This is a genomic window from Psychrobacillus sp. L4 (genome assembly GCF_042944905.1).
GTDB lineage: Bacteria > Bacillota > Bacilli > Bacillales_A > Planococcaceae > Psychrobacillus.
The window spans coordinates 3,607,924-3,632,339 of the sequence record NZ_CP168496.1 but is presented as its reverse complement, the minus strand read 5'-3'; the positions used below and the strand labels follow the sequence as shown (position 1 = coordinate 3,632,339).

General features: G+C 34.3%; 26 protein-coding genes, 1 pseudogene and 1 other annotated feature. Of the genes and pseudogenes, 18 read left to right on the top strand and 9 right to left on the bottom strand.

The window, feature by feature from the left end; all coding sequences use genetic code 11:
- Positions 1-46: 46 nt before the first annotated feature.
- The 5 genes from ACEPXG_RS17550 to ACEPXG_RS17530 form a co-directional block, all read right to left on the bottom strand.
- The gene (locus ACEPXG_RS17550; RefSeq protein WP_391205286.1) at positions 47-877 is read right to left on the bottom strand and encodes an energy-coupling factor transporter transmembrane component T family protein; all 831 of its coding nucleotides are present in this window, start codon (positions 875-877) and stop codon (positions 47-49) included.
- Positions 849-2,582, bottom strand: coding sequence for an ABC transporter ATP-binding protein (locus ACEPXG_RS17545; RefSeq protein ID WP_391205283.1), 1,734 nt, complete (start codon positions 2,580-2,582; stop codon positions 849-851). The genes ACEPXG_RS17550 and ACEPXG_RS17545 overlap by 29 nt, the downstream gene beginning before the upstream one ends.
- Positions 2,583-2,600: 18 nt before the next feature.
- Positions 2,601-3,158 carry an ECF-type riboflavin transporter substrate-binding protein gene (locus ACEPXG_RS17540; RefSeq protein ID WP_391205280.1) on the bottom strand — a complete coding sequence of 186 codons (558 nt, stop codon included), beginning with the start codon at positions 3,156-3,158 and terminating at the stop codon, positions 2,601-2,603.
- A 48-nt stretch (positions 3,159-3,206) separates the two neighbouring features.
- Positions 3,207-4,067: an S-adenosyl-l-methionine hydroxide adenosyltransferase family protein gene (locus tag ACEPXG_RS17535; protein ID WP_391205277.1), complete on the bottom strand. Its 861-nt coding sequence runs from the start codon at positions 4,065-4,067 to the stop codon at positions 3,207-3,209.
- Positions 4,068-4,151: 84 nt separating this feature from the next.
- Positions 4,152-4,429 (bottom strand) — a binding site (T-box leader).
- 66 nt (positions 4,430-4,495) lie between these two features.
- Positions 4,496-5,038 (bottom strand): GNAT family N-acetyltransferase, encoded by a 543-nt coding sequence (locus ACEPXG_RS17530; RefSeq protein ID WP_391205274.1) that lies wholly within the window; start codon positions 5,036-5,038, stop codon positions 4,496-4,498.
- A gap of 238 nt (positions 5,039-5,276) precedes the next feature.
- On the opposite strand from ACEPXG_RS17530, the gene ACEPXG_RS17525 reads away from it, so the two are divergent.
- The 4 genes from ACEPXG_RS17525 (at position 5,277) to ACEPXG_RS17510 (ending at position 7,541) form a co-directional block, all read left to right on the top strand.
- A complete protein-coding gene (locus ACEPXG_RS17525) occupies positions 5,277-5,627 on the top strand; it encodes a tetratricopeptide repeat protein (RefSeq protein ID WP_391205271.1) in 351 nt (116 codons plus the stop codon).
- A 20-nt stretch (positions 5,628-5,647) separates the two neighbouring features.
- Positions 5,648-5,944, top strand: coding sequence for a cytoplasmic protein (locus tag ACEPXG_RS17520; protein WP_391205268.1), 297 nt, complete (start codon positions 5,648-5,650; stop codon positions 5,942-5,944).
- 67 nt (positions 5,945-6,011) lie between these two features.
- Positions 6,012-6,917, top strand: coding sequence for an alpha/beta hydrolase (locus ACEPXG_RS17515; RefSeq protein ID WP_391205265.1), 906 nt, complete (start codon positions 6,012-6,014; stop codon positions 6,915-6,917).
- A 6-nt stretch (positions 6,918-6,923) separates the two neighbouring features.
- Entirely contained in the window at positions 6,924-7,541 is a 618-nt protein-coding gene (locus tag ACEPXG_RS17510) for a kinase (protein WP_391205262.1), read from the top strand.
- Positions 7,542-7,655: 114 nt separating this feature from the next.
- Here ACEPXG_RS17510 and ACEPXG_RS17505 read toward each other — a convergent pair whose 3' ends face one another.
- A complete protein-coding gene (locus ACEPXG_RS17505) occupies positions 7,656-9,371 on the bottom strand; it encodes a methyl-accepting chemotaxis protein (protein WP_391205259.1) in 1,716 nt (571 codons plus the stop codon).
- A gap of 656 nt (positions 9,372-10,027) precedes the next feature.
- Here ACEPXG_RS17505 and ACEPXG_RS17500 point away from each other — a divergent pair.
- The 6 genes and pseudogenes from ACEPXG_RS17500 to ACEPXG_RS17475 all read left to right on the top strand — a co-directional run bounded on the left by ACEPXG_RS17500 (position 10,028) and on the right by ACEPXG_RS17475 (position 14,944).
- Positions 10,028-11,068 carry a hypothetical protein gene (locus ACEPXG_RS17500; protein WP_391205256.1) on the top strand — a complete coding sequence of 347 codons (1,041 nt, stop codon included), beginning with the start codon at positions 10,028-10,030 and terminating at the stop codon, positions 11,066-11,068.
- A gap of 445 nt (positions 11,069-11,513) precedes the next feature.
- Positions 11,514-11,630, top strand: a pseudogene (locus tag ACEPXG_RS17495) (gamma-type small acid-soluble spore protein); the annotation flags it as partial.
- 82 nt (positions 11,631-11,712) lie between these two features.
- Entirely contained in the window at positions 11,713-12,165 is a 453-nt protein-coding gene (locus tag ACEPXG_RS17490; protein WP_391205253.1) for a YndM family protein, read from the top strand.
- A gap of 61 nt (positions 12,166-12,226) precedes the next feature.
- Positions 12,227-12,412, top strand: a complete 186-nt coding sequence (locus ACEPXG_RS17485; RefSeq protein WP_151701563.1) for a histidinol-phosphatase — start codon at positions 12,227-12,229, stop codon at positions 12,410-12,412.
- A 116-nt stretch (positions 12,413-12,528) separates the two neighbouring features.
- Positions 12,529-13,968 carry a hypothetical protein gene (locus ACEPXG_RS17480; RefSeq protein ID WP_391205251.1) on the top strand — a complete coding sequence of 480 codons (1,440 nt, stop codon included), beginning with the start codon at positions 12,529-12,531 and terminating at the stop codon, positions 13,966-13,968.
- A gap of 88 nt (positions 13,969-14,056) precedes the next feature.
- Positions 14,057-14,944, top strand: a complete 888-nt coding sequence (locus tag ACEPXG_RS17475) for a DMT family transporter (RefSeq protein WP_391205248.1) — start codon at positions 14,057-14,059, stop codon at positions 14,942-14,944.
- Positions 14,945-15,000: 56 nt separating this feature from the next.
- Here the strand turns inward: ACEPXG_RS17475 and ACEPXG_RS17470 are convergent, their stop codons facing one another.
- Positions 15,001-15,966, bottom strand: a complete 966-nt coding sequence (locus ACEPXG_RS17470) for a polysaccharide biosynthesis protein (protein WP_391205245.1) — start codon at positions 15,964-15,966, stop codon at positions 15,001-15,003.
- Positions 15,911-16,639 carry a DUF1796 family putative cysteine peptidase gene (locus tag ACEPXG_RS17465; RefSeq protein WP_391205242.1) on the bottom strand — a complete coding sequence of 243 codons (729 nt, stop codon included), beginning with the start codon at positions 16,637-16,639 and terminating at the stop codon, positions 15,911-15,913. The genes ACEPXG_RS17470 and ACEPXG_RS17465 overlap by 56 nt, the downstream gene beginning before the upstream one ends.
- A gap of 441 nt (positions 16,640-17,080) precedes the next feature.
- On the opposite strand from ACEPXG_RS17465, the gene ACEPXG_RS17460 reads away from it, so the two are divergent.
- The 4 genes from ACEPXG_RS17460 (at position 17,081) to ACEPXG_RS17445 (ending at position 20,978) form a co-directional block, all read left to right on the top strand.
- A complete protein-coding gene (locus ACEPXG_RS17460; RefSeq protein ID WP_391205239.1) occupies positions 17,081-18,316 on the top strand; it encodes a glycosyltransferase family 4 protein in 1,236 nt (411 codons plus the stop codon).
- Entirely contained in the window at positions 18,306-18,941 is a 636-nt protein-coding gene (locus ACEPXG_RS17455) for a hypothetical protein (protein ID WP_391205237.1), read from the top strand. Before ACEPXG_RS17460 ends, ACEPXG_RS17455 begins: the two co-directional genes overlap by 11 nt.
- 150 nt (positions 18,942-19,091) lie before the next feature.
- On the top strand, positions 19,092-20,069 hold the full coding sequence (locus ACEPXG_RS17450) for an NAD-dependent epimerase/dehydratase family protein (RefSeq protein WP_391205234.1): 978 nt from the start codon (positions 19,092-19,094) through the stop codon (positions 20,067-20,069).
- Positions 20,070-20,978, top strand: coding sequence for an NAD-dependent epimerase/dehydratase family protein (locus ACEPXG_RS17445; protein WP_391205231.1), 909 nt, complete (start codon positions 20,070-20,072; stop codon positions 20,976-20,978).
- 33 nt (positions 20,979-21,011) lie between these two features.
- On the opposite strand, the gene ACEPXG_RS17440 is transcribed toward ACEPXG_RS17445, so the two are convergent.
- On the bottom strand, positions 21,012-21,452 hold the full coding sequence (locus ACEPXG_RS17440) for a hypothetical protein (protein WP_391205228.1): 441 nt from the start codon (positions 21,450-21,452) through the stop codon (positions 21,012-21,014).
- A gap of 409 nt (positions 21,453-21,861) precedes the next feature.
- Between ACEPXG_RS17440 and ACEPXG_RS17435 the strand changes: the two genes are divergently transcribed.
- From ACEPXG_RS17435 to ACEPXG_RS17420, 4 genes are all read left to right on the top strand, one after another.
- Positions 21,862-22,383, top strand: a complete 522-nt coding sequence (locus ACEPXG_RS17435; protein WP_391205225.1) for a hypothetical protein — start codon at positions 21,862-21,864, stop codon at positions 22,381-22,383.
- 88 nt (positions 22,384-22,471) lie between these two features.
- Complete coding sequence (locus ACEPXG_RS17430) at positions 22,472-23,350, top strand: DMT family transporter (protein ID WP_391205222.1); 879 nt, start codon at positions 22,472-22,474, stop codon at positions 23,348-23,350.
- 16 nt (positions 23,351-23,366) lie between these two features.
- Positions 23,367-23,759: a hypothetical protein gene (locus ACEPXG_RS17425; RefSeq protein ID WP_391205219.1), complete on the top strand. Its 393-nt coding sequence runs from the start codon at positions 23,367-23,369 to the stop codon at positions 23,757-23,759.
- Between the two features lie 141 nt (positions 23,760-23,900).
- Positions 23,901-24,263 (top strand): hypothetical protein, encoded by a 363-nt coding sequence (locus ACEPXG_RS17420; protein ID WP_391205217.1) that lies wholly within the window; start codon positions 23,901-23,903, stop codon positions 24,261-24,263.
- Positions 24,264-24,416 lie beyond the last annotated feature (153 nt).

Here is a 24,416-nt window from a genome sequence, read left to right as displayed (position 1 = left end):
TTATTTTATACAGAGAGTAACAAAATCCATAAGCACCTATTACGTATTAAACAAATGGATTATAAAAACGGCCACTATTTATGAACATGAACAAAATCATTAATGCAAATAATAGAAAAGTAATAAAAATAGCGATAAAGTCTCGCGTTTTAAATTCTTTGTAGCTATACCATGTTCGTTTTTTAAATTTTCCGAAGCCACGTAAGTCCATGGTATTACTAACTATTTCGATTCGGTCCAAACTTGAAAAAATCAGTGGCATAATAATGGAGCTAGCATTCTTAATTCGTTTCCTCAATTTCTCATTTCGAGACATATCTACACCTCGTGCTTGCTTCGACCGTGCAATCGTTTTGAAGTCACGCTGGATATCCGGAATATACCGTAAGGCAATTGATACCGAATAGGCGAGGCGATAACTTACACCTACACGGTTTAAAGATGCGGCGAATTCACTCGGATGTGTCGTCACAAGGAATAGTAACGCAGGTGGGATGACTGCAAAATATTTCAGTGTAATATTTAATTGATAAAAAAGCTGCTCTAATGTAATTGAATAGCGTCCAATTGAACCGGTAATAGGATGAGAAGTTCCATAGATCACTGTTCCATGCTGAGGTGCAAACAAATAAATTGCAATATTGTTTAGCAATAAGAAAAATAAAATGAATGCAAGTACAAAGCTAATTTCTTTCATTTTAATCTTCGATACGTAAAATAGAACGAAACTGGCAAACAATATGAACAGCAGAAACCGAGTATCATATGTAAACATCACAGCAGACGACCAAAGGAGAAAACAAATTAGTTTTGTTGCCCCCGTTAAACGGTGAACGATCGAATCTCGCTCAATATAGCTCAGTAGTTCGCTGTTCACTGGTGCGCACCTCCCGATCATATTGAATGAATTGCTCAACAAAATGTGAAGGTTCCGAGATGTTAAAATGTTTAGCGAGTTCATATAATGAAGACTCTTTTAAATTTGCTTCTTTAATAAGCTCAGGGTTCGATAAAATATGAGCCGGTGAATCGTCCGCTAAAATCTCCCCACTAGATAATACAATTGCACGATTTGTATACTCGGTCATTAAATGCATATCATGTGTAATGAGAATAATAGCTATTCCATTCTTAGTAAGTTCCTCTAAAAACGTCATTAATTCCGTTGTATGCTTATAGTCTTGACCAGCAGTCGGTTCATCCAGCAACATAATAGCAGGTTCCATCACTAAGATTGTTGCTATAGACAATCGTTTTTTCTGACCGTAGCTAAGAGCAGAAATAGGCCAATTTCTAAATGGATATAGACCGCAAACCTTCAGTGTATCTTCTACTCGTATTTTAATTTCAGCCTCTGAAACATTTTTTTGAGCTAGGCCAAATGCCACTTCTTCAAATACAATTTGCTTTGAAAACATATGATTTGGATTTTGTAGTACAAATCCTACTCGCTGTGCACGTTCTTTTATGGAGTCCTTTTTAGCGTTGATGTTTCCGAAATGAATGATTCCTTCATTTGGTTTTTCAAATCCACAAATAAGTGAGGAAAGAGTCGATTTACCTGCACCATTTGCACCGACAAGACTAATCATTTCACCTTTATGTAATTTAAATGAAACGTTTTTTATGATATTTGCTTTATTAGGATAGTGAAAACTTATATTTTCTAGAGATAATACAGATTCTGTTTCAAGAACTTTTTGGGTTGTAGAATGGTCACTCGCATGCCAAATGGCTAATTTTTCTTGAAATGCTTCTTTTACTAACTCTTCTACGTTGGTTAATGCCATCTCTTTTGTTAGCTCACAGCCTGCATATTTTAATGCTTTAATGTAGAGTGGCTCGCGAATCCAGTTTTCTGCCAATAGAGGTCCGGCAAGCACTTCATTTGGTTTAACGTCTGCAATGATACGCCCGTGATTCATCAAAATAATACGATCCAATGGCTGCGATAATACATCCTCAAACCGGTGTTCCACAATAATTATGGTTTTATTCGACTCTTTTTGAAGGTTGTCGATTAATGCCATCGTCTTTTTTCCAGAAGCAGGGTCAAGGTTTGCTAGTGGTTCATCGAATAATACGACTTCAATATCATTTACAAGAACACCAGCTAACGCTACTCGTTGTTTTTGACCACCTGATAATTCATGGATCCGTGCATTCAAATGGGAAGACATATGGACAAGTTCAGCTGCGTTTTGGACATGGTCTTTCATCTCTCCAAGAGGAACGGCGTTATTTTCTAATGAGAAAGAAATATCTTCAGCAACTGTCAGCCCGATAAACTGCCCATCTGTATCCTGAAGGACAGTACCGACTGTTTGTGAAATAGAATAGAGGTCGAGGTCACGTGTCTCTTTTTCATTAATCTTAAGGCTGCCTGATATTTCTCCTTTGTATGCAAAAGGAACAAGCCCGTTCAAACAATGAACGAGCGTGCTTTTTCCAGAACCAGAAGGGCCGACTATGCAAACTTTTTCCCCTTCATGAATCGTTAAATTTATATTGTGGAGCGTAGGTTTCGATTGGCTATCATATTGAAAGCTGAAATCTTTAAACTCGATAACTGGTTTTTTCATGTAAATCTCCTAACTTATTTAATCCTCGTAGCTTAGACTTCCTTTTTTCGTTCTTGTTTTTGCGTAAGCAGTTAACAAAATTGTTCCGAGTACGGCAACGGTTCCGATATTCCAAATACCTGCTGCAATACCTTGTGTAAATACTTTATTTGCAGGTTCGGCGTAAATTAATATATCAAGTCCCGGCGCGATTAAGAACCAAGCAATTGCTTGAACTACTATTTGAACTAAGTTAAACATGATAATTTTTTTAAGTCCAAATTCGCCATCTTCAACCGAAAAATATTTATAGAATATACCAATACCAAGCCCAACAAATGCCGAAGTAATTACCCAACTCCACCAAACAGAACCGTATGAAGTCAAATCATTCAATGCATGACCGATTAACCCGACAAACAAACCTGCAATAGGTCCAAAAAGAACAGCAATAAGTGCTAAAAATGCATAAGCAGTTTGAATTGTCGTATTTGGGATCCCGGTAGGAATCGCCACAAATTTAGCTAAAATAAGAAACACAGCTGCGCCAATACCAATGGCAACGATTGTTTTCGTTGTAAAAATAGACTTTTTCATTCATCATTCTCCCTTACTTTTTATATTTATTTTAACAGTTATCACAAATTAGTTATATACAACTTGAGGTGCTTTACGAATTTTTACTTCCCAGTTCACACCAGTACCAATGCCATAAGTTTCAGAAAAGGACCGCTGGTTAATGGCGATAGCAATATTGTCTAGAGAATTTACATATAAAAGAGGCTCTCCGACATTAGTAGCTGCAAACGAGCGTCCGAATGCCAATATGTTTTCATAAATCGTGCGACCATTTGTCGATATGGAGACTTGGAATGACTCTCCGTAATCCGCATCCAATTGTTTAAATTGTGCTCGGCTAATATTTGTCCATAGATTGCCAAACGGACGATCGATAATATCGACAATACCGGTAAATCCTTCATTTTCGAACTTCGAATCCTTTAACGGAAATTCGATAATGGATGATAAGGGAAGGGATGGTCCAACCTCCTCGAACTGAATAGAACCAGATGCAAGTCGGGCACCTGTATAAGCATAAATATCTCGACCGTGGAAAGTATGTGATTCTCCAGAGTTTGGTAGTCTATTTACTGCTTCGTCAATTTCGCGGATTTCCTTAATACCGATGAATTTATTTACATGAGTTAACGTTCCATTGTCTGGTGTTACGATATATTGGTTCTTCTCCGTTTTAACTACAACACTTTTCCGGTCAGAACCAACACCCGGATCCACGATCGATACAAAAACTGTTTGCTCGGGCCAATAATTAATCGTTTGTAATAATCGATAAGAGGCTTCCCAAATATTATATTGTGGAATTTGATGTGTTAAATCGAAAATAGGCAAGCCGCGTTGAACAGAATTTGCCACTCCATGCATTGCACTAACAGCACCGTCGCTAATACCAAAATCTGATTGTAAAACTAATAAACCTTCTGTCATGTTAAACACTCTCCTATTGTTTTTTGGTTTTTGCTTAATGAGGGAAGAAATAAAAAAATCCCGCCCTCATCAATCATTTAGATTGAAAAGGACGAGATTTTATACTCGTGTTACCACCTTTATTCGTCACTTACTTACATAAGCAACCTCAGCAAGTACAGAATTCTATCCAAATGAATTCTAAACTGTGGTATTGATAACGGGTACCAAATCCCGCTTACATCTCAAGCGCAAATAATTTGCGTGTTCAATGTAGAGCTCAGAGGCCATTGTTCAAACGGAGTTTTTCTGCTTCTTTTCAGCTACCGAAGCTCTCTTCAAAGAAATCCTACCATTTTACTTTTTCTCTTCATCGCTTTAACTTATAATAGTGAATTTACACCCAATTCTAAATACTGTCAAGTGTTTATTGTGAATTAGTTTTCCTATTAGGCTTTTAACATTTCCCACTCTTCACGCAAAATACCCATCCGAATCGAATCATAGTAATTACCATTATAAAAACGTACTTTTCGTAGACGTGCTTCCATGGTCATTCCTAGCTTTTCACCAACACGAATCATACGATCATTACCAGACCATGTCGTATATCCAACACGAACGAGTGGCATTGTATTAAACAAATGCTCTATCCACAGTTTTAAAGCCCGTGTTCCTAAACCTATTCCCCAGCTCGGTGCTTCATGAAATACAATTCCCACTTCAAGCCATTTGGAAGGTTCATGTTCCCAATAGTATGAAACAATTCCGCAGATTATACCAGCCACTTCAATTGCCCAGAAATTATCTCGTGCAACGTATGATTCCGCCTTTTCCATAAATACGTCATATGGTATCGCTTTATGCTCATAGTAAGGTGCGTCCCATTTTTTCCATTCAGGAGATTCATCCTTAAAAGCTAATTCCCATAGTCTAGGTAAATCTTCAAGTTGAATTGGTCGAATCATTATCTCTTGATCTTGATAAAACATCAAATTCCTCTTTTCATTTCATAGTTTAAAAAATGCATATTGGACTGAAAAGAGGTGGCGTATGCCAATTACTTTTCATTCACCATTAATAAGTTTTTCATTTAGATCACTCCTCTTAGTTAGATAAATCTAATTATAATACAATATTTAAAAAAGGGAATAATAAACAATTGGCGAATTGATAAGATGTAGAGCTAGTATATTTAAAATAGAAAAGTGGGGATTAGGAAATACTCATTTGGCAATCGAAAGACTCGAAAAGGCACTTAAATTAAGCTTCGAAAATAAACAAATAAGTAATTTAATTCGTCTAGGAGAGGCATTAAAATATGATGGGCAACCAGAAGAAGCACTTAAGAAGTTTGAACAAGTGATTGATGCGTGTATGTCTAATACGAATTCAATGTTCTTAGATTTTGCTTACCAACATAAAGGGAAATGCCTTTTAGAATTAGGGCAAATGGACATAGCGTTGGATTACTTTCAAGAAGCAATGAAGCTAAGACTAGCAAAAGGAGATCAGTCATTGATTGATTCTAGTCAAAAAGCAATTAATCATGTAAAGCAAGCCATTTGGAATAGATCTTAATTATTGGGAGGTAGCTGTGTATGTTCTTTAGAAGAAAATCATATATCATGAAAAAAGAATTTGTGGCTACATTTAATGAGCTTTTCAATGAAATAAATCTACCAAATCAACTAAAAAATGGTTCCCGATTCGTTGGAAGATGGATGTTAGGTGCAGACGATGATAAAATCGAGATTTTTGCAATATGGGAATATGATAGTTACGAAGATTACGTGAGGATAGAGTCAAATATTAGAAATGATAGTGAGCATGTGAATCGAGTTTTAGGCTGGTACAATCATCATGGTGGAAAAGAGTTTGTACAAAATACTTTTTAAAAAAAAGCTAAAAACGAATCAATAATATCGACTTTAAAGACTACTAATTAAACGAATGGAGAAACAAATGAAAGCGACGTTTATAAGGAGTATTTTAGGTGTAGTTGCATTTCCACTAACAATTTGGAATTTAGCAATGAATCAACTAAACAAAATTGCTCCACCAGGGCAACTTATAGAAACAAAGTATTCGGATATACACGCTATTGTAACAGGTGAGGGGAAAGTTATTGTTATTTTAGAAGCGGGCTTAGGTTCTGTATCTATTGATTGGTGTTACGTTCAACCAGAGATTTCAAATTTTGCAAAAGTTATTTCCTACGATAGAGGAGATTACGGTTGGAGTCGAACGAAGAGGAATTCACTTACATCACTTGATAGTGTGGAAGAACTAAATGAAGTATTAAAGAAGCTTAATATCCAACCTCCTTACATATTGGTTGGTCATTCATTTGGAGGACTTTCCATGAGATTGTTTGCCAGTATGTACCCAGATGATGTTGCAGGCATAGTATTAGTAGATGCAGTTCATGAAAATCAATATATTACTAGTAATCAAAACAAAAAATTTCAAAGGCTTGTCACGTTTGGTTATGCAACTTCATTAATGGGGTTGCCGAGGATTTTAAAACAGAAAATTGGAAGGAAATTTTTAGCGAAGGAGTACGCCCAACACTTAAAATATATCGGATATACTTTAGGTGCATATAAGTCCATGTACAGAGAATATAGAGATAGTTCCATTTCTGCAAAACAATTAATGGAAGCAGAACCACTACGTGATGACTTATCTATTAAGGTAATAAGTGCCGAGAATAATTCGGAGCAATGGAAGAAACGGCAAATGCTTCTATCCAAATTAACGAACAAGACAGAACATATTCAGACTAAAACAGGGCATTCAATACACTTAGAAGACCCGAGTATTGTCATTAAGTGCATTACTAATTTGATAAAAGAAAGTAGTGGTTAATACCTTATGCAGATTCTCCCAAACGTAATAGAGGAAATTAAAAAACTAGAAAAAATAGATCGGCCGTATATTATCGGTATGGATGGATTAAGTGGTTCAGGTAAAACGACATTATCTGAAAAGATAAAGGAAGAGCTAATGAATGAAGGGTTTCAAGTTATAGTTATCCATATCGATCATTTAATAGTAGAACGTGAGAGGAGGTATAACACGGGTCATCCTGAATGGTATGAATACTATGCATTACAATGGGATGTGCAATGTATAAAAGAAAACCTTTTTGAAGCAGTTCATCAAAAATCAAATCATCTTCATCTACCATTTTATGATTTCGATAAAGATCAATCCTATTCTAAGAGCATTAACATAGGACAATGCTCGATCATTTTAATTGAAGGGATTTTCCTCCAAAGAAAAGAATGGAAAAGTTTTTTTGATTATATGATTTATTTGGATTGTCCAAGGGATATTCGGAACGCAAGGGTTTTACAAAGGGATGCATACATAGGAGATATGAATGAACGATTGAAAAAATATGAACAAAGGTATTGGAAAGGAGAGGAATACTATCTACTAGAAGTAGACCCTCTCAAAAAATCAGATATTATTATAAGGAATCTATAAAAAACGAACTCCCATCCAATTGGATTAGGAGTTCGTTTTAAATAAATCAAGATGTCTCGAGTTTTATTTCAGGTACGAGTAATTTAGGATTTTAATGTTCCTTTTTCAACTGTACTAGTCTTTTGTTACCTTAAATGAGATAACCATTTTTTGTAGTTCCTCGGCCATATTTGCCAGGTTATCAGAGGATGCAGATATTTCCTCCATTGTAGCTAGTTGTTCCTCCGCACTTGAAGCGACGTTTTGCGTGTTTAGAACAGCTTCTTCTGCGTTGTTCGATACTTCCTTAATATGAAATGCCAGTGATTTCGCATTCTCGGTAATACTTCCAATTGAAGTAGACACTTCATCCATTTGCTTAGAAACTTCACTAGCTGAATGATAAATTTTTTCGAATGATTCACCTGTATTATTGACCAACACCATGCCTGTTTCTACATCTTCCGTACATTTTTCCATTGAACTCACAGCGCTATTAGTGTTTCCTTGAATATCGCGGATTAAGGAAGTGATATGATCAGCTGACTTTCTCGATTCTTCTGCTAATTTTCTAACTTCATCTGCTACTACAGCAAATCCTTTACCGTGTTCACCAGCACGTGCGGCCTCAATTGCTGCATTAAGCGCCAATAAATTTGTTTGTTCCGATATATCCGATATAACTCCCACGATTTTTTCGATTTCTCCTGAACGAACTCCTAATGATTTAATAATATTAGCAGAACGAAGAACGGATTCATTTACAGTGTTCATTTGTAGAATCGTATTTTTAATTGCTTCATTTCCTTTTTCTGATTCTAAAGAAGTTACTTTAGAATTGCTAGAGACATTGGAAATTGACTCTGAAATATTCATAATATTAGTTTCCATTTCTTTTACAGATAGAGAAGCATCTTCTGTTTCTTTCAAAGAACTGTCAGATCCCTTTGCTAATTCCATACTAGACTCTGCAATATGCTCAGCAGCATGATTTGTTTGCTCTGCACTTGCCATAAGCTCCTCTGAAGAAGCAGCAACTTGCTCAGAAGATTCACGTACCTTTTTAATCAATTCTTTTAAATGAAACACCATCTCATTAAATGAGAGAGCAAGAACACCTATTTCATCTTTCGATTGATATTTGCTCTGGACAGTTAAATCCCCATTTTCCGCTTCCAGCATCAATAATTTCATTTCATTGACAGGACGAATGATTAGCTTTGTAATTACCCAGCTAATTAAAACAGATAATAAAATAGCTGCGGCGATAATGGAAACTAGTAAGATATTAGAAGCTAAAGCTTCATCTTTATTTGATTTATAGAAATCCTCTGCATATTTACTATTGAACTCAATAAGTTGCGAATTTACATCAACTAATTGAATAGCAATTGGCTCTAATTGTTTTAAGTAAATTTCATAAGCTTCTGCGCTTTTATTTTGTTTTGTTAATTCAATGATATTATTTAATCGATTTTGATAATCTTTTCGTAGACCGTCGAATGTATCGAACATGTGTATTACTACAGGGATATTCGCATTATATTGTCCTCTAAATAGATCAATTTCTTGTTGCTCTGTATTTATCTTCGAAAGTAACTCCTGCTTTTTTGTATTATCCTTAGAAATGATTAACTCTAAAACCGAAGCATTAATATTTTGCTGACTCGATTTCATGTTAGAAACGATTTCAATTGGGACTACATTCCAGTGATATACACTTTCTATGTTATTACTTAGTTTGGATATTTGCCAAAGACTAATACCTCCGATAACTAATAAACTTAAAGTTGTAATGGAAGTTAGAAGCAACATCTTTTTTGTGATTCTCAAATTTTTAATCCATTTCATTAATGACACCCACCTATTATTTAATGTAATTTCAAACTCTACAGAAGGTCTAACGAATTTTTATTAAGAACTATTTGAAGCTAGTTAGATATGTAGTGACTAGCGAAGTTTACTTTAAATTACTGATTTTTGAATCTATTTGCTAATTTCCTGAGTAAGTCAAGCTATATGAGGAGAAGAGTTACATAAATGAATCATTATGTTTAGAGTGAACATTCGCAATCATTGTTACTTTTTTATCAATTTCGAACTTCGAATATAAGTGAATACTGGACAAAATAACTATATCATTAATAAATTAGTCTGACAATGAAGTTTTTTATATGGATTTTATGGAATTATCTATGAACATCAACGATTCTCTGTGCTATAACTAGAGGATAGTAGTTATGTTTATTTATGAAGGTGATTCGAATTGTATCCACGTAATTTAATGAAAAAGTGATGTATTTATCAAATAAATCACTCAGCACAATAAAGAAATAATTGAATTATAGAGCACTCGCTTCATCTATAATCCCAGATTGTGTATGTACCACGTGCTTTTTATTTGCTCTTATATTCTACAGAGTAAATATTTTTACGCTAAAAATAAATAATTGTTGCATTCAAAAGTAAAATAAATTACTATTAAAAGTAAAGGAGGGGTGAATGATATGGATGAAATTAGATTGAACGTAGCGTTACTGAGAAGAAAGGTACCAAACTTAACGACTGCAGCTAAATCGATTGGGATTCGCCCTGCAACAGTATCTAATTTATGTACGGGGAAAATTGATTTAGGAAAAGCAGAAGTAAAGACCCTTGTTGGTCTTGCAACGCTTGCAAATTGTACGGTGGATGAATTAATCATACGAGGGGAGAAGTTGAATATGATTGAAACGCAAATTAAAACGTTGGATTTCTTTGCACCACTAGTAAAGGGAGGTACAACTGGATTAGTTGCTCGTCCAGGAATGGGTCAACTGGTTATTCTTGCTGAATTAATGCATCGTTTTAAAAAAAGTGATTATACGACAGTCTTTTTATTGCCAACAACTGAACATAGTGAGTTAGATGGAACGACAGAATTAGCGGACTACGTGACAAGGTCGGTTAACGAAACGTTTGCAAAATTGTCAGGGCTATCTGGGGATATTATTTTTATCACGGATAAGAGTTATATAGTTTCTGGAGAGCTGTTAGACTTACAAGAAAAATTAGTTTCCGAAAGAATGGATAATATCACGACTATACTGTTAGATCTTTCCGGAGAAGTAGTGGACGAAGATATGCCTTATGGTCCTCTAGAAACGATTTGGCAATTGGATGCAGACCTATCTACACGTCATTTATATCCAGCTATTCATCCGATTTACTCTACATCATCCATTATTGAAGGTGTTGATTTAGATCAACGTCACTTCAATTTAAGGCAGCGTGCGCAGAAATTGCTTCGCCGATATAGAGAATTACGATCAATAGTAGTTGTTCATGGTATGAATAAAATTCCGAATGCGGAGTCAGAAAACTATGAACGTGGAGAACGTTTAGAAGCTTACTTTACGCAAGCCTTTTTTGTTGCAGAGGCATTTACAGGCCAAGCAGGAAAAGCGGTATCCATGTCTCAAACACTAACGGATGTGGAGTCTATTTTAGATGGTAAAGCAGATCATTTATCATTAGAGGAATTAAAGTACACTGGAAGTTTAGCATAATAAGTAAAAAGCGAGTAGAAAATATTTCTATTCGCTTTTTTATTTTTTGAAGAGATAATAAAATCTCATGTATTTTAGTTGCGCAGTTATTTTCTTAATGGACATTTGCTCCCGTCTCACACAAAGTAAACTCGTTACATTGAGAAATGGTTGCTTTCAAGATAAAAATGATAGCTTTTATCAAGAAATTGGTTGCTATCAGCATATAATGTGATGCTTTCACCTTGCTATTAGTTGCCCTATGACAGTTTTTAACTTTTAGTGGAGCGTTTAAACGTTGGTTTTTCATTAAAATAAGCAGTATTCGTCGAGATAGAATTCTAGAGCAACCGAAATTATATTTTATGTAGCTTTTATTTGTGTTTTTGGTCATTTTATTAAAAAAATTAAATGTATGACCAATATTAATTAGGTCAACCTAAACAACAAAAAGGAGATAATATAATTGGGAAATAACCAAGATAAATTCACAATTGTTGGTACAAATATTGATGAAGTAAAAAGACAAAATGCAAACTCTGGGATGACTTATAACGAACTAAATGAATGGTTTGCTAAGCAAACTGTAAATAATGATCAAACCTTAAAAACCATTCATTCAGTTAATCAAGAAAGTGAGAAATAATGGAAGGTGATAAAAGATAATGTATATAAAATCTTTTCTTATAAAATTAATAATGAATACAGCAGTGTTAGGGATTATATTAGGAATATTTTATGCAGTTAACTTTAGGGATGTATTCATCACTAGTGTAGTATTAACCATTATTGGGTATGTTGGCGATGTGTTTATTTTACCTAGGGTTGGTAATACTTTAGCCGCGATGGGTGATTTCTTTCTTGCAACAGCAGTAATTTGGGTGACGGGCAATACATTAGAAATGCCAATTGCTATAGAAACAGCTTCCTTTATATCTGCTCTAACTCTTATGATAGGGGAATTGTATCTCCATCGATTTATGGAAGGACATATTTTTGAAGCTCAAATTACTAATCCTAAGCATAAACGAGGTTATTATCAACAAACTAATTTACAAACTGAGTTTGCGGAAGAAGTAGATTTAGACAAGATTTCAAAGGAAGGAAAATCAGAGTAAATAAATATGTATAATTCTTTCTTTCAAGACCAATCTAATATGGTCGAGGAGGTGAGTAGTCATGGGTAACAACAATAACCGTACTAATAATAAACCTAATAATTACAATCAAGCTGAGTTCGGTGAGGACTTGAACCTTGAAAATTCAAATAATCAAAAGTCCAATGAACAAAATAAAAACAATAACCAAAATAACCGTAATGCCAATCGTAACAACCAAAAAAATAACCAAACCAACTTAAAATAGCATTAGCTAAATGCAGTTCTTCCTAATAGAGATTATGTGGGAGAACTGCATTTTGTTTAGATATTTAAACATGGAGGTATAACTAATAAACTTAAGTAAAAAAGGGTGTGTATATCGTGGAAAAAACAGAAATAAAAAAACTTGATATAACTCAGGCTTATATGACGTATTTATTTCCTTTTTCTTTTCGTGAAAAAGAGCGCCCTAATCTTATAAAAAGATTAGAAGAATCGGAGTACGAATTTTTTGATTTAAAAAAGGGGCATCTCCAAGACCTCTATTATGGCGAGGGTATTAAAATAAATCATAAAGAATTAGACCAGTTCTTTTTGCCATTTATTGAAGATAAACTATTTCCAACTTCTACTAAAGAGAGGGGTTTTTTACGCTACTCAAAGGAAATAAAAGAACAGTTTTTATTTGAAGTGAACGACATTAAAATACACTTTTTAGTAAACAGTGTGGATATTATATTATGTCCTTTTGATGTTGGTATTGTAACCATTCGTACAGAAATGGATGAAGCACAAGAAACTCTAACAAACGTATTAGATTTTATGAGTCATTTTCGGGTCTTACAACCTAAATTAGAAGAAGAAATTGGCGGAAGAACTTTTCAACAGAACAGGTTATTTAGTACGACGAGTGAACTCGTTTTAGATTATCTATGCCACCCTTTAAAGCCTTTTATAATACAAAACAAAAAAATGGAAGGGTATTATGGTAGTCTGCCTTTCTTTGAAGATGAGCGTATGTTAACTTCTGCGTTCTTAATAGCCGCTGAGAACCAAACAATTACAAAAGATCAATTATACAGAATGGGACAATTAGACGGAAAAGATTCTGAAGGGCAAGTTTTTATGTCTAGTACAAATCAGGAATATATTGAACGTTATATAGAAAATCGAGTTCATGATAGATGGGCACCATTTACATATACAATTACTTCTCAGCATACACAAACGACAGTCTCTATCAAAAAACAAGAACAATTAAAGAGAGAAATATCCCAATTTATGAGTACTCACTATTATAACTTATTACTACATTATTATTATAAAATAATGTTTTTTAAGCTATCCTTTGAACATAGCGATGTGAATTGGGCGAAGGATAAGGTATTTGTGGAGGAACTTATCGCATTAATATCCAAGTTTGATTCAGGATACTATTTTAATGAGGTATCTTCACGAACAGAAGGGAAAGAGTTTACACATATATTACGTGACACATTTAACATAAATTATTTGTTTGAAGAAGTGAAAAGAACAGTTGACGATCTTTTTCGTGTGCAAGAAAAACAAACCATTAAAAGACAAAATATGTTGTTATTTATGTTAACTGTTTATACAGTAATCTCTGGGATCTATGGTATGAACTTAGCAATCGATGACTGGAAAGGAAAAACGGATTGGTCAAAAGTAACGCATTATTCTTTTTTTGAGTGGATTTCACTCATTACAGCCTTAACAGGCATTGCGTTGTCAGCTATTTTACTTGCATCAACCGGTGGAAAGCTAATATGGGAGAAATATAGAAAATGGCAAAGACGTTGATTAAAATAGCTTTTTATTCTCTTGGTTTTCCTTTATATTTATAGAGGTGATTATAAATAGAAAGAATTAAATAGAATGAGGTAAAAAAGTGAGTCAAGGAAATACATCTAAATCTATCGTATTGCCATTAATTATTTCTATTGTTGCTATATCTTTTGCGGCCATTTTTGTGAAATGGTCCAGTGCACCAGCAACTATTTTAAGTATGTATCGTATGGTATTGGCATGCTTGTTGTTAGTGCCTGTCGTTTGGTTTAAAAGAAACGAATTTAAAAAAATAGCTAGAAAAGAATGGTTTTTGTTATTCTTATCTGGATTATTTTTAGCACTGCATTTTGCTCTTTGGTTTGGTTCATTGAAATTAACGACAGTAGCTAGTTCAACCATTATACTTGCACTGCAGCCAATTGTTTCTTTAATTGGTGGGGCTATTTTGTTTAAAGAACGAACTACTAAAGCGGCCTTAATGACGATGGGTATAGCCGTCTTTGGGGCGGTCATGGTTGGATGGGGTGATTTTGGGTTAAGTAAAAATGCCATAATCGGGGATGTTCTTTCCTTTCTAAGTGTGATTGTTGTGGTAGGTTATTTACTAATTGGACAAACTGTAGTAAGAAAAGTATCCCATTGGATTTATAGTTTTTGTGTTTTTGGATTTGCTGCGATTGCATTGATTGTCTATAATGTAGCAACTCAAGTTAACTTAGGGGGATACGATTCAAAAGAATGGGGTATTTTTGTATTACTAGCAGTGATACCAACGATTTCCCATATTATAAATAACTGGTTGATGAATTATGTGAATGCCACGACTATATCTATGAGTATTTTAGGTGAACCAGTAGGCGCAACCATTTTAGCAGCTATCTTCCTAGGAGAAAGACTGGTTGGTTGGCAAATCGTAGGTGGTATTCTTGTATTGCTTGGGGTATTTTTATTTTTATCTCAACAAATAAAACGTAATAAAAAATTATAATGAGGCGAATAATTTTAAAAAACCTAGACAACATGAAGCTGTCTAGGTTTCGTTTATTACTTCAAAAACCCACCTTCAGTTAATAACTCTTTAATTTCTGTTTTGGTCATTAACCTTTGCTTTGTATCCAATAGAACTTTAGGTAATGGAGTTTTTTCTTCGCTAGAATTAGTGGAAGAAATGAGGATTAAATCATTGTTAAAGACAGTTGCTAAAGACTCTTCGTTTTGAGCTATTAATACTTCATGCATTTTTTCACCATTTCTTGCCCCGATTTCAATAATATCCACATCTTTCTTTTGGAAATAGTCAATGAGTACTTCTGCCAGATCGAGAATTTTACATGCATTCATATACATGACAAAAACCTCTCCTCCATTCCCTAATTCAGCGGCTTGAAGAAGCGTATTTATCGCATGTTGAGGAGTAACGAAGTAACGCGTCATTCTTCTATCTGTGATAATGATTTGGTTTTGCTCTTCTATTTGCTTCATAAATAAAGGCAGGACACTTCCGCTACTTCCCAACACGTTTCCGCCTCGAATACATAGAAACTTAGTAGTGGTGTTTTTTTTGTTTGCATGAATCATTAATTTTTCACCAAGCGCTTTTGTCATGCCATAGGTGTTAGCTGGATCTGCTGCTTTGTCAGTAGATACATAAATTACTTTATTCACATGGTTTTCTATTGAAGCTTCGATGACATTATAAGTTCCCAACACATTTGTCTTGAGCGCTTCTATAGGATTTTCTTCACATATTGTTACATGCTTTAATGCGGCCAAGTGAAATACATAGTCTACCCCAGAGCATGCGGTACTGACGGCATCTCTGTCTCTTATATCGCCGATACAGAATTGAATTCTTGTATCTGGAAAGTTTCTCCGCATGACAACTTGTCTATTTTCATTTCTTGAAAATATCGTAATTTTCTTAGGGTGCATAGATAGCAGTTGTTTGACTAACTCATTTCCCCATGAGCCTGTCCCTCCGGTTACTAGTATCGTTGAATTTGTAAACACTTTTTTTCCTCCCAGATAATTTCTTAATTAAATTAAATAAAGAAAACTTTCTTTTTTTATAACTAATTCCACTTAACACTTCTTCCCATAGAGAATGATTGCCTTCCCACATATCTAAATTAGGAAATTCAACTGAGCATACTTTTTCTAAAGGCCAGTTTTTTTCTACTAACCCTTGGACCGATGTGTGATTGATTAATAATATACTGAAATCATGCTTTACAAGGTTTGACAATACGTCTTGTAACACTGCAACATCTTCAAGAGTACCTTCTGTTCGAATAAACAATATCCTGTTAGCATTTTTCGCTTCTTTAAGAAATCTCTTAATTCTTCTTTCATATTTCTCCATTACTTCAGAATAGGACCCCAAATGTTCAAGGCTATTATTATTTACATCAAAATCATGATTGGAAACAATATTATTCGCATCGTCTGATACACAAATACACTTATCCGCATAACCGATGATTCTTAAATTTTCATAATCTAAGAAACCTTTGAAACGATTTTTTAAAAGGTAATTAACATTTGACAAGAATGGACTTGCCACCCAATCAAATACGCCAGAATAAGGTCTCAAGTTATGTTTTTTAAGTTGAATAGACGTTAAGCAAAGATTCCCTAAACTGAATATTGCATCATATTCTCCTTTAAGTTCAGTTAGTTCCATTTTCTTCACCTCCTTATAATCTATTTCACAGGTGTAGAATGTAGATTAATCCATGATCATATCAACAACCTGTTTTATAGTTAATGCGATAGATTATAGAAAACAAAGGCTATATTCCTAATTTATAAAAATAAAAAGTTACTCCCGTTTTTTTGAGAGAGAGTTTAAAGCTTTTTTACTTAGTAACTTCTCTAGATACCAATTTTGGTCAGATTATTGAAAATAGACATATAGAAGTTATCTTTTTTTAAAGAGAAGAATGTATATGAATTGAGATGCGATGAACAGGTTAATTTCCGATGAAGGCGGACGCTTGCAAGTCGAGCAAACATCAAGCCGCTTCCCTTGCTCCTGTGCAAGCTCGTCGCAAAAATTAAAAGAATCGCCTAGTCAAATTTCCAACCTTTAAATAAACATAGGATATGCGATTAAAACAGGGAGATGTATATATTGAAAATATTGTTAGCCACATACTGGTCTATTCCTCATTTAGGTGGAGTATGGAGTTATATGAGACAACTAAGAAATAAGTTAGAGATGCTTGGACACGAAGTGGATGTGCTTGGTTATGATGAGGACAACTTGAATGTGCATATGGTCAATCAGAATAAGAAAATTGACCGAGAAAAATTGCTACCTTTGTTACAAGCTAAAATGAATAAGGAAAGTTATCCTGAAATCTATGAGCACAAATTAATTGAATATACGGAGTTTCAGCGATATGTTTTTGAATTAGGAGCAGCATACTTTGGGTTAGATAAATATGACCTAATTCATACACAAGATGTTATTTCAACCGCTTGTATTAATCGAGTACGTCCAAGGAATGTTACATTAGTAGCTACTATACATGGATCCATTGCACGAGAGATACAACACCAATTAGATACAATTCATAAATCTGAAAATTCTTATATGGCAAAAGCTTATTTTGAAGAATTAGAAAGAAATGGAGCAACAGCTTCTGAAATTACAATTGTAGCCAATAATTGGTTAAAAGAAATTTTAATAAATGATTTTAATGTGCCTAATGATCAATTAAAAATACTCCATTACGGATTTGACACAGAAAGTTTTATAAAAAATATGATGACAAATTCACTTATTTTAACTTCCAATGATAAAAAAGTTATTATTTATACAGGCAGGCTTACCGAATTAAAAGGGGTTCGATATCTCTTAGAAGCTCTTGGTAAGCTAAAAAAAGTGCGACAAGACTGGGTGTGTTGGATTGTCGGGTCAGGTGATGAAGAAGAAAAGCTACGCATTATTAGTAAAGATCTAGGTTTAGAAGATTATGTTCATTTCTTGGGGAAACGTGATGATGTACCTTCTCTATTAGGAAAATCAGATATATTCGTTTTACCAACTTTGTTAGAAAATCAACCATTATCTCTTATAGAAGCTCAACTAGCAGGTAAGGCGTGTATAGTCAGCAATGTAGGTGGGCTTCCTGAAATGGTAGAGCATAAAGTGACAGGCATACTAACTCCTCCAGCAGATTCAGATTTATTGTATAGAAATTTGCTTATATTATTAAATAATGAATATTTACGTAGAAGTTTAGGATCCAATGCAAGAAAATGGGGAATGACACACTGGTCTATTGATCAAGGGATAAAAAATTTATGGGAAGTCTATGAAGAAGCCATTTTGATGAGGAAGAATGGTGAATAAAATGTCCAAATTGATGAAATTCATTAAGCATTTATTTATCACTTTGTTCGCTAAAGGGAAGGGTTCATGGAAAAAAGTAAGGTACTCCAAGATCTCTAAAGCTATACCGGAAGGAGACGAATCGTATATACCTGCAGATAAATATGATTCGATGTTCGCAGTAAAACAAACGAACGAATGCATACTTGTTTCGGACAGAACTTGGGATCAGATAAAGCATTCATTACCTGATAAATTTATTATTCCCAACCCCAATTCGATTAATCTTCTTAAATCTATGAGAGGTGATTCTTACGATAACTTATTCAATAACCCTTACCCTACTCCTAGTATGTTTATAGATTGTGAAGTGTGGGGAAAAGTGATAAATAATTTACCCGAAGATTATCTACTACCTACTCCAACTTTTGAAAAAATTACGAAACCAGTTAGTAGTGAATATTACGATAGCTTATTCTCACAACCACTTGGAACGACGAGTGTTTTTGTAGACGGAGTAATTTGGGAAAGGATAGCCAAAAATCTTCCCAAGTATTACACTCTCCCGAACCCTATATTTACTGTACTTGTAAATTCTCCTAACGAGAATAGAACTGCCAATACTAATCAAACACAATTTGAATGAGTGTAAATAGTGCTAGTTTTCTGTTGACTTCGACGAATGTTCTATTTCGTTCATTGATTTTTTTATAACTACTAATCTTTCATCGGCACATGTCCCATAAGTAGCTTGTTGTTCTGCATATAGTATGGAAAAGTGAGAAGGGGATTAGTTATGAAAGTAATCGTTTCAGGTGGAGCAGGCTTTATTGGATCTCACCTTGTTGATGCACTTATTTCAAAAGGAATGGAGGTTCATATTCTAGATAATTTAGTTTCAGGGCAGATAGAATATGTAAATCCGCAGGCTCATATGTATGTAGTGGATATAGGAAGTGAAGAAGCAAGAAAGATTATTATGGAAGTTCGACCAGACGCGGTCTTCCATTTAGCAGCGCAAGCGGATGTAGGGAAATCCGTCCTATATCCAAGGTATGATGCAGATATAAATATTATTGGCACTATAAATATGTTAGAAGCATGTCATAAAGCGAAGGTAAAGAAATTCATTTTTGCAAGTACTTCTGCCGTATATGGCAATCTGAACAGAGGACTTCTTTCAGAAGATGAGGTAACGATTCCAGCTTCCTACTATGGGTTGTCAAAGTTGACTGCAGAGTCATACATAAGGCTTTTTTATGAGCTTTATCGACAACCCTATACTATATTGAGATATGCAAACGTATATGGGCCAAGGCAAAAACCAAAAGGGGAGGGGGGGGTTGTATCGGTTTTTTTCGATCGTATTAAAAATGGTGGAAATATTAATGTTCATGGAGATGGAAAGCAAACGAGAGATTTCATTTACGTAAAGGATATTATTTCAGCTAATCTTGCAGCATTAACTTATGGTAGTCAAGAAACTATACAAATTAGCACTTCACAAAAAACATCAATTAATGAAATATTATCCTTCATTACAGACATTCATGGAATTAAAGTAGTGAGGGATTTCTCAGCTCCCCGAGAAGGAGATATTAAACACAGTTGTCTTTGCAATAAAAAAGCACAACATCATCTAAAATGGAAGCCAATTTACAACATAGAGGATGGATTAAAGGAAACTTATGCTTTCCATATTGATTCAGAGAGTAATATAAACGAGGAAAAAGCTTATGATAAGTCCATGCTTAGAAATCGAGTGGATAACTAAATGAAAAGAAAACCGCGAATAATGATAACCGGCGCCAATGGTTTCACAGGTTTACATGCTTGCAAATATTTCAAAATGGCAGGATATGACGTTATTGCTGTATCGAGAGTATCGCAGATAAACATTTTAGACGAACGAATTCATTTAGAACAATGTGATTTAACCGACAAACATCAAGTGAGGAGCTTGATAAGAAAGGCTATTCCGGACCAAATACTTCATCTTGCTGGGCAAAATAATGTGCAAGATTCTTGGAATGAACCAATTACTTCACTCGAAGCAAATGCAATGTCCACTGCTTATATAATCGACTCAATCAGACAAGAAGACATACCTTGTAAAATAATAATTGTCGGTTCGGCTCTTCAATTAGATTTAAGCAAGTCTTCTCTGTTCCAGGATCCATATAGCTTAAGTAAAACAATTCAAGTTTTAGTGGCTCAATCATGGGAATCTCTTTATGGAATGGATATAGTTATTGCAAAACCCTCCAATTTAATTGGACCTGGAGATTCTACAGGAGTATGCTCCATACTTGCAAAGAAAGTTGCAGAGATGGAATTACAACGTTCAGAGAGAGTACTCACGGTAAATAACTTATTTGTTCAAAGAGACTTCATTGACGTCAGGGATGCTATACGTGCATATGAAAAACTATTTGAAATTGGAAAATCAGGAGTGGTTTATGATATTACATCTGGCCAGCCAAGATACCTAAAGGATATAACAGACGCTTTACAAAACTTATCAAAGGTTGACTTTAAGATCCAAACCTTGAAGAATAATAATCATGAAAAAATAGAGGTTACTCCACCTGAAAAGATTATAAAGGCTGGATGGTCCCCTCTAATATCGTTTGAAAAATCACTGGAAGATATTTTGATTTATCAACGGGAAAACCTTCTTTAGAATTTTCTAAAGAAGGTTTCTTCTTGAATTTGATTAAATTTTAAACTTACTAACTAGTGCTTGTAAATCCTCTGCTATATTTGATAAGAACGAAGCGGATGAAGTAATCTCCTCCATAGAAGCTAGCTGTTCTTCTGATGAAGAGGCAACGTTTTGAGTTCTAGAAGCAGAATGTTCAGCAATATGAGCCATTTCTTCAATAGAAGCATTCACATTTGCCGCACTTGCAGACATTTCTTTGGAGATAGCAGAAACTTCTTGAATTTGAGCAGTAACTTGCTCAATTGATCTTTGAATTTTCTCAAATCCTTCTCCAGTCTCCCTAACTATTTTCATCACTTTATCGTTTACAAAGCCATTATACGAATTGTCTACTTCTTTAATTTGTATGTGACTAACAACAATTGTTATGATTAGTAATAATAGAACTGCTAGAAAACCTCCAAGTAGCTTTTTGTTAATTGTCCATTTCAAAGAAAACACCCAAATGTTTTTTAGTTTTTTTGTTTATTCATACTCTCTGTATAATGGATAAGAAAGTATAAAAACAATTTAATCTAATAGATATTAATGACTAACATTTAAATTTTCAACTAACAGACCAAAGTGACGAAGAAGTGCTGGCTATTAATTACTGTTTTAGAGACATAATTATAGATTGTTTGAACTGTTTCAGTATAAATAAACTAACAAGTACTTTTCAAAAAAATCGACAATTTTCGTTGATAATAGTAAGAAATCTTGTTTAAGTATAGGTCTAAATAATTACTTTTATGTGCAGTAGGCTTGAATTATATTAAACTATTGTAGAAAAACTATTTGGGAAATAGTGTTGAAAATATGCTTGTAGGAAAAATAGTAGATCCATAAAGGAGAATTTAATGTGCACATATATACGTATACCCAACCTAACTCAATAGACATAACACCCATGATCTCTGTTTATAATCATGAAGGGGTAGCTTCTATTGAATTCCAAAGATATTATTCCAATAAATTAAAGAAATTCGTCGATAAGCTAATGGATTATCGCTATTTTTTACGTTATAACGTATATAACACAAATAAAGAGCTCATTTTCACATGTAAGAAAGTTTCAAAAAAAGGTAGAGTCTATTATGAAGCAAGTGATCCTGTGCAACAAAATACATACATTGTTGCCTACGATAAATGGAAAGAACTCATTCCAGATCTCATGATTACAGACGGCAATTTGCAAATTAAATTGCATAAGGAAATGGAAGGTTGGTCCAGATATACATATAACAACAAAGAAATTGCTCGTTGGAAAGCGGAATTTAACGAGGAATTTTCGGTTCAGTTAGAAATAGAAGAAGACTCTCCGATTCAAAATGTGGCATTCTTTATTGCCATTAGTCAATGCGCATTGTTTGTAGGGGGATGAATTTTTACTATTGTAAACTTATTAACTAGAGTGATAAGGTTAAATTTAAGTATTCAGATTTTTTGCGAAAGAAGAGAGGTTTACTAGTATGAATGGAGCAGCAATGCTAAAAATGACTTTATCCATGGCTATTTTCGGTTCTATCGGTTTTTTTACAGGGAAAACAGGAATTCCTGCGGCAGAATTAGTTTTTGTTCGTTGTATTTGCGCTACTCTTTTTTTAGGTTTATGTTGGTTCATCTCAGGTCAACATAAAGTAGAGGTTTGGCGAAAGCGTGAAGTTATACAAACGATGATATGCGGAATCTTTTTAGTGTTAAATTGGGTGTTTTTATTTAAAGCATTTGAAGAGATGTCGATTACCGTTGCCATTTCTATTTATAACTTAGCCCCTATATTTGTATTGATATTAGGAAGCTTAATTTTAAAAGATAAGATGACGATGACATCATTGCTTGCAATTGTAGTGTGCTTTCTCGGAAGTATACTCATTATCGGTGTTCAGAACTTCACTTCTCTCACGGATTTCTTTGGTTCAGGTTTTGTATGGGCACTTCTATCAGCTTTGTGCTATGCCATGACAATGCTGCTTGGGAAAGGCATTACTGGGCTTAGTGCGTATGCTATGACATTTGTGCAGACGACAATTGGTATTTTGATGTTATTTCCGTTTATGAACTTTGATGTGTTTAATGGATTAAGTACATCGAATTGGCTTTACATATTAGGAACTGGATTGATACATACCGGGTTTGTATATTATTTATTTTTTGATAGTCTTCGCAAACTATCAACGATTGTCATATCAGCTCTAGTTTTTGTGGATCCCGTAGTTGCAATATTACTCGATACAATTATATTAGATTTCCGTCCTTCTATTTTACAATCAATCGGTATCCTGCTTATTTTTGGAGGTATTATTTACACTCTTGTAAAACCGAATAAGAAATTAGTAGTTTCTAATTAATGGAAGGAGAGAGGCGATGGGGGATAGAAAGTTATTAGCAGCTTTGCTCACTTCAATAGTTTCTTTTTTCGTTTTACCATTCGTTTTCGTGCAGCCTTATGATTCCTATTTCCAGGTAGGTTTAGGTGTAAGTATCGTATCTGTTCCGATCATTTTTACTTATGGAATATTTACTTCCATCTGGGTGGAGCGGATTGCTAATAGGCGAGAAAACAAGAAAGAACTAGTAATGTTTGCTTTACATGGCGCTTTCGGTCTCGGTTTCATTGGGATACCTTTTCTTATTCTTTATCTTTTTTGGGATACAGACTTCTTTATGTATAGTAGGATAATTTTAGTTTGTGGAATGATCAGTTCCATTTTCTATTATTTTTTCGATTTTTTAATTAGAAAGCTCCTTATAAAATAGAAACTCTTGTGCTGGGTAAATAGTTTTATGGCTCGAATCTAAAATAGATTGGAGCTGTTTTTATCTATAAAAAATTCTAGGTTTAAGTGTATGCATGAAAAGGAATAATGAGCGTAAAGGGAATACCGAGGAGGATTACAATTGGGAATACTGAACTTAAAAGAACAAGCATTACTTGCCTACTATACTTATAACTTTTTAGAGGAAACAGCAGCATCCATGCAGGAATTAGAGGATGCGTTGAAAAATGGTTTGCAGAATGAATACACAAAAACTGTGGAAGAATTGAAGAGGGAGGGATTAGTTAATAATTCGCAGGACGATGGAAAAGAAAGAACTACAAATGAAGGAATACTTTATATGGATAATACTTTGCTTATCAACTCTGATGCGACGGAAAGAAATAAATTAGCGTATGTGAAAGATAGCCTTCTAATCAATGAACTGGTTTTTTCGAACCATACGCTGAAAGAATATATCCATAAGCATGTAGGTATTGACTAAATACCACGAACTAAAAAAGATGATGCGTTTGATTACTGGACTTGTAGTCGAACTTTTTTGTTTAGTTGTTTTCAATCGAATATGCAGTGTGAACGAGTTTGTTCACGCTGTTTTTTATTGCATGTAAATGTGGTAAGATTCATCATGTTGAAA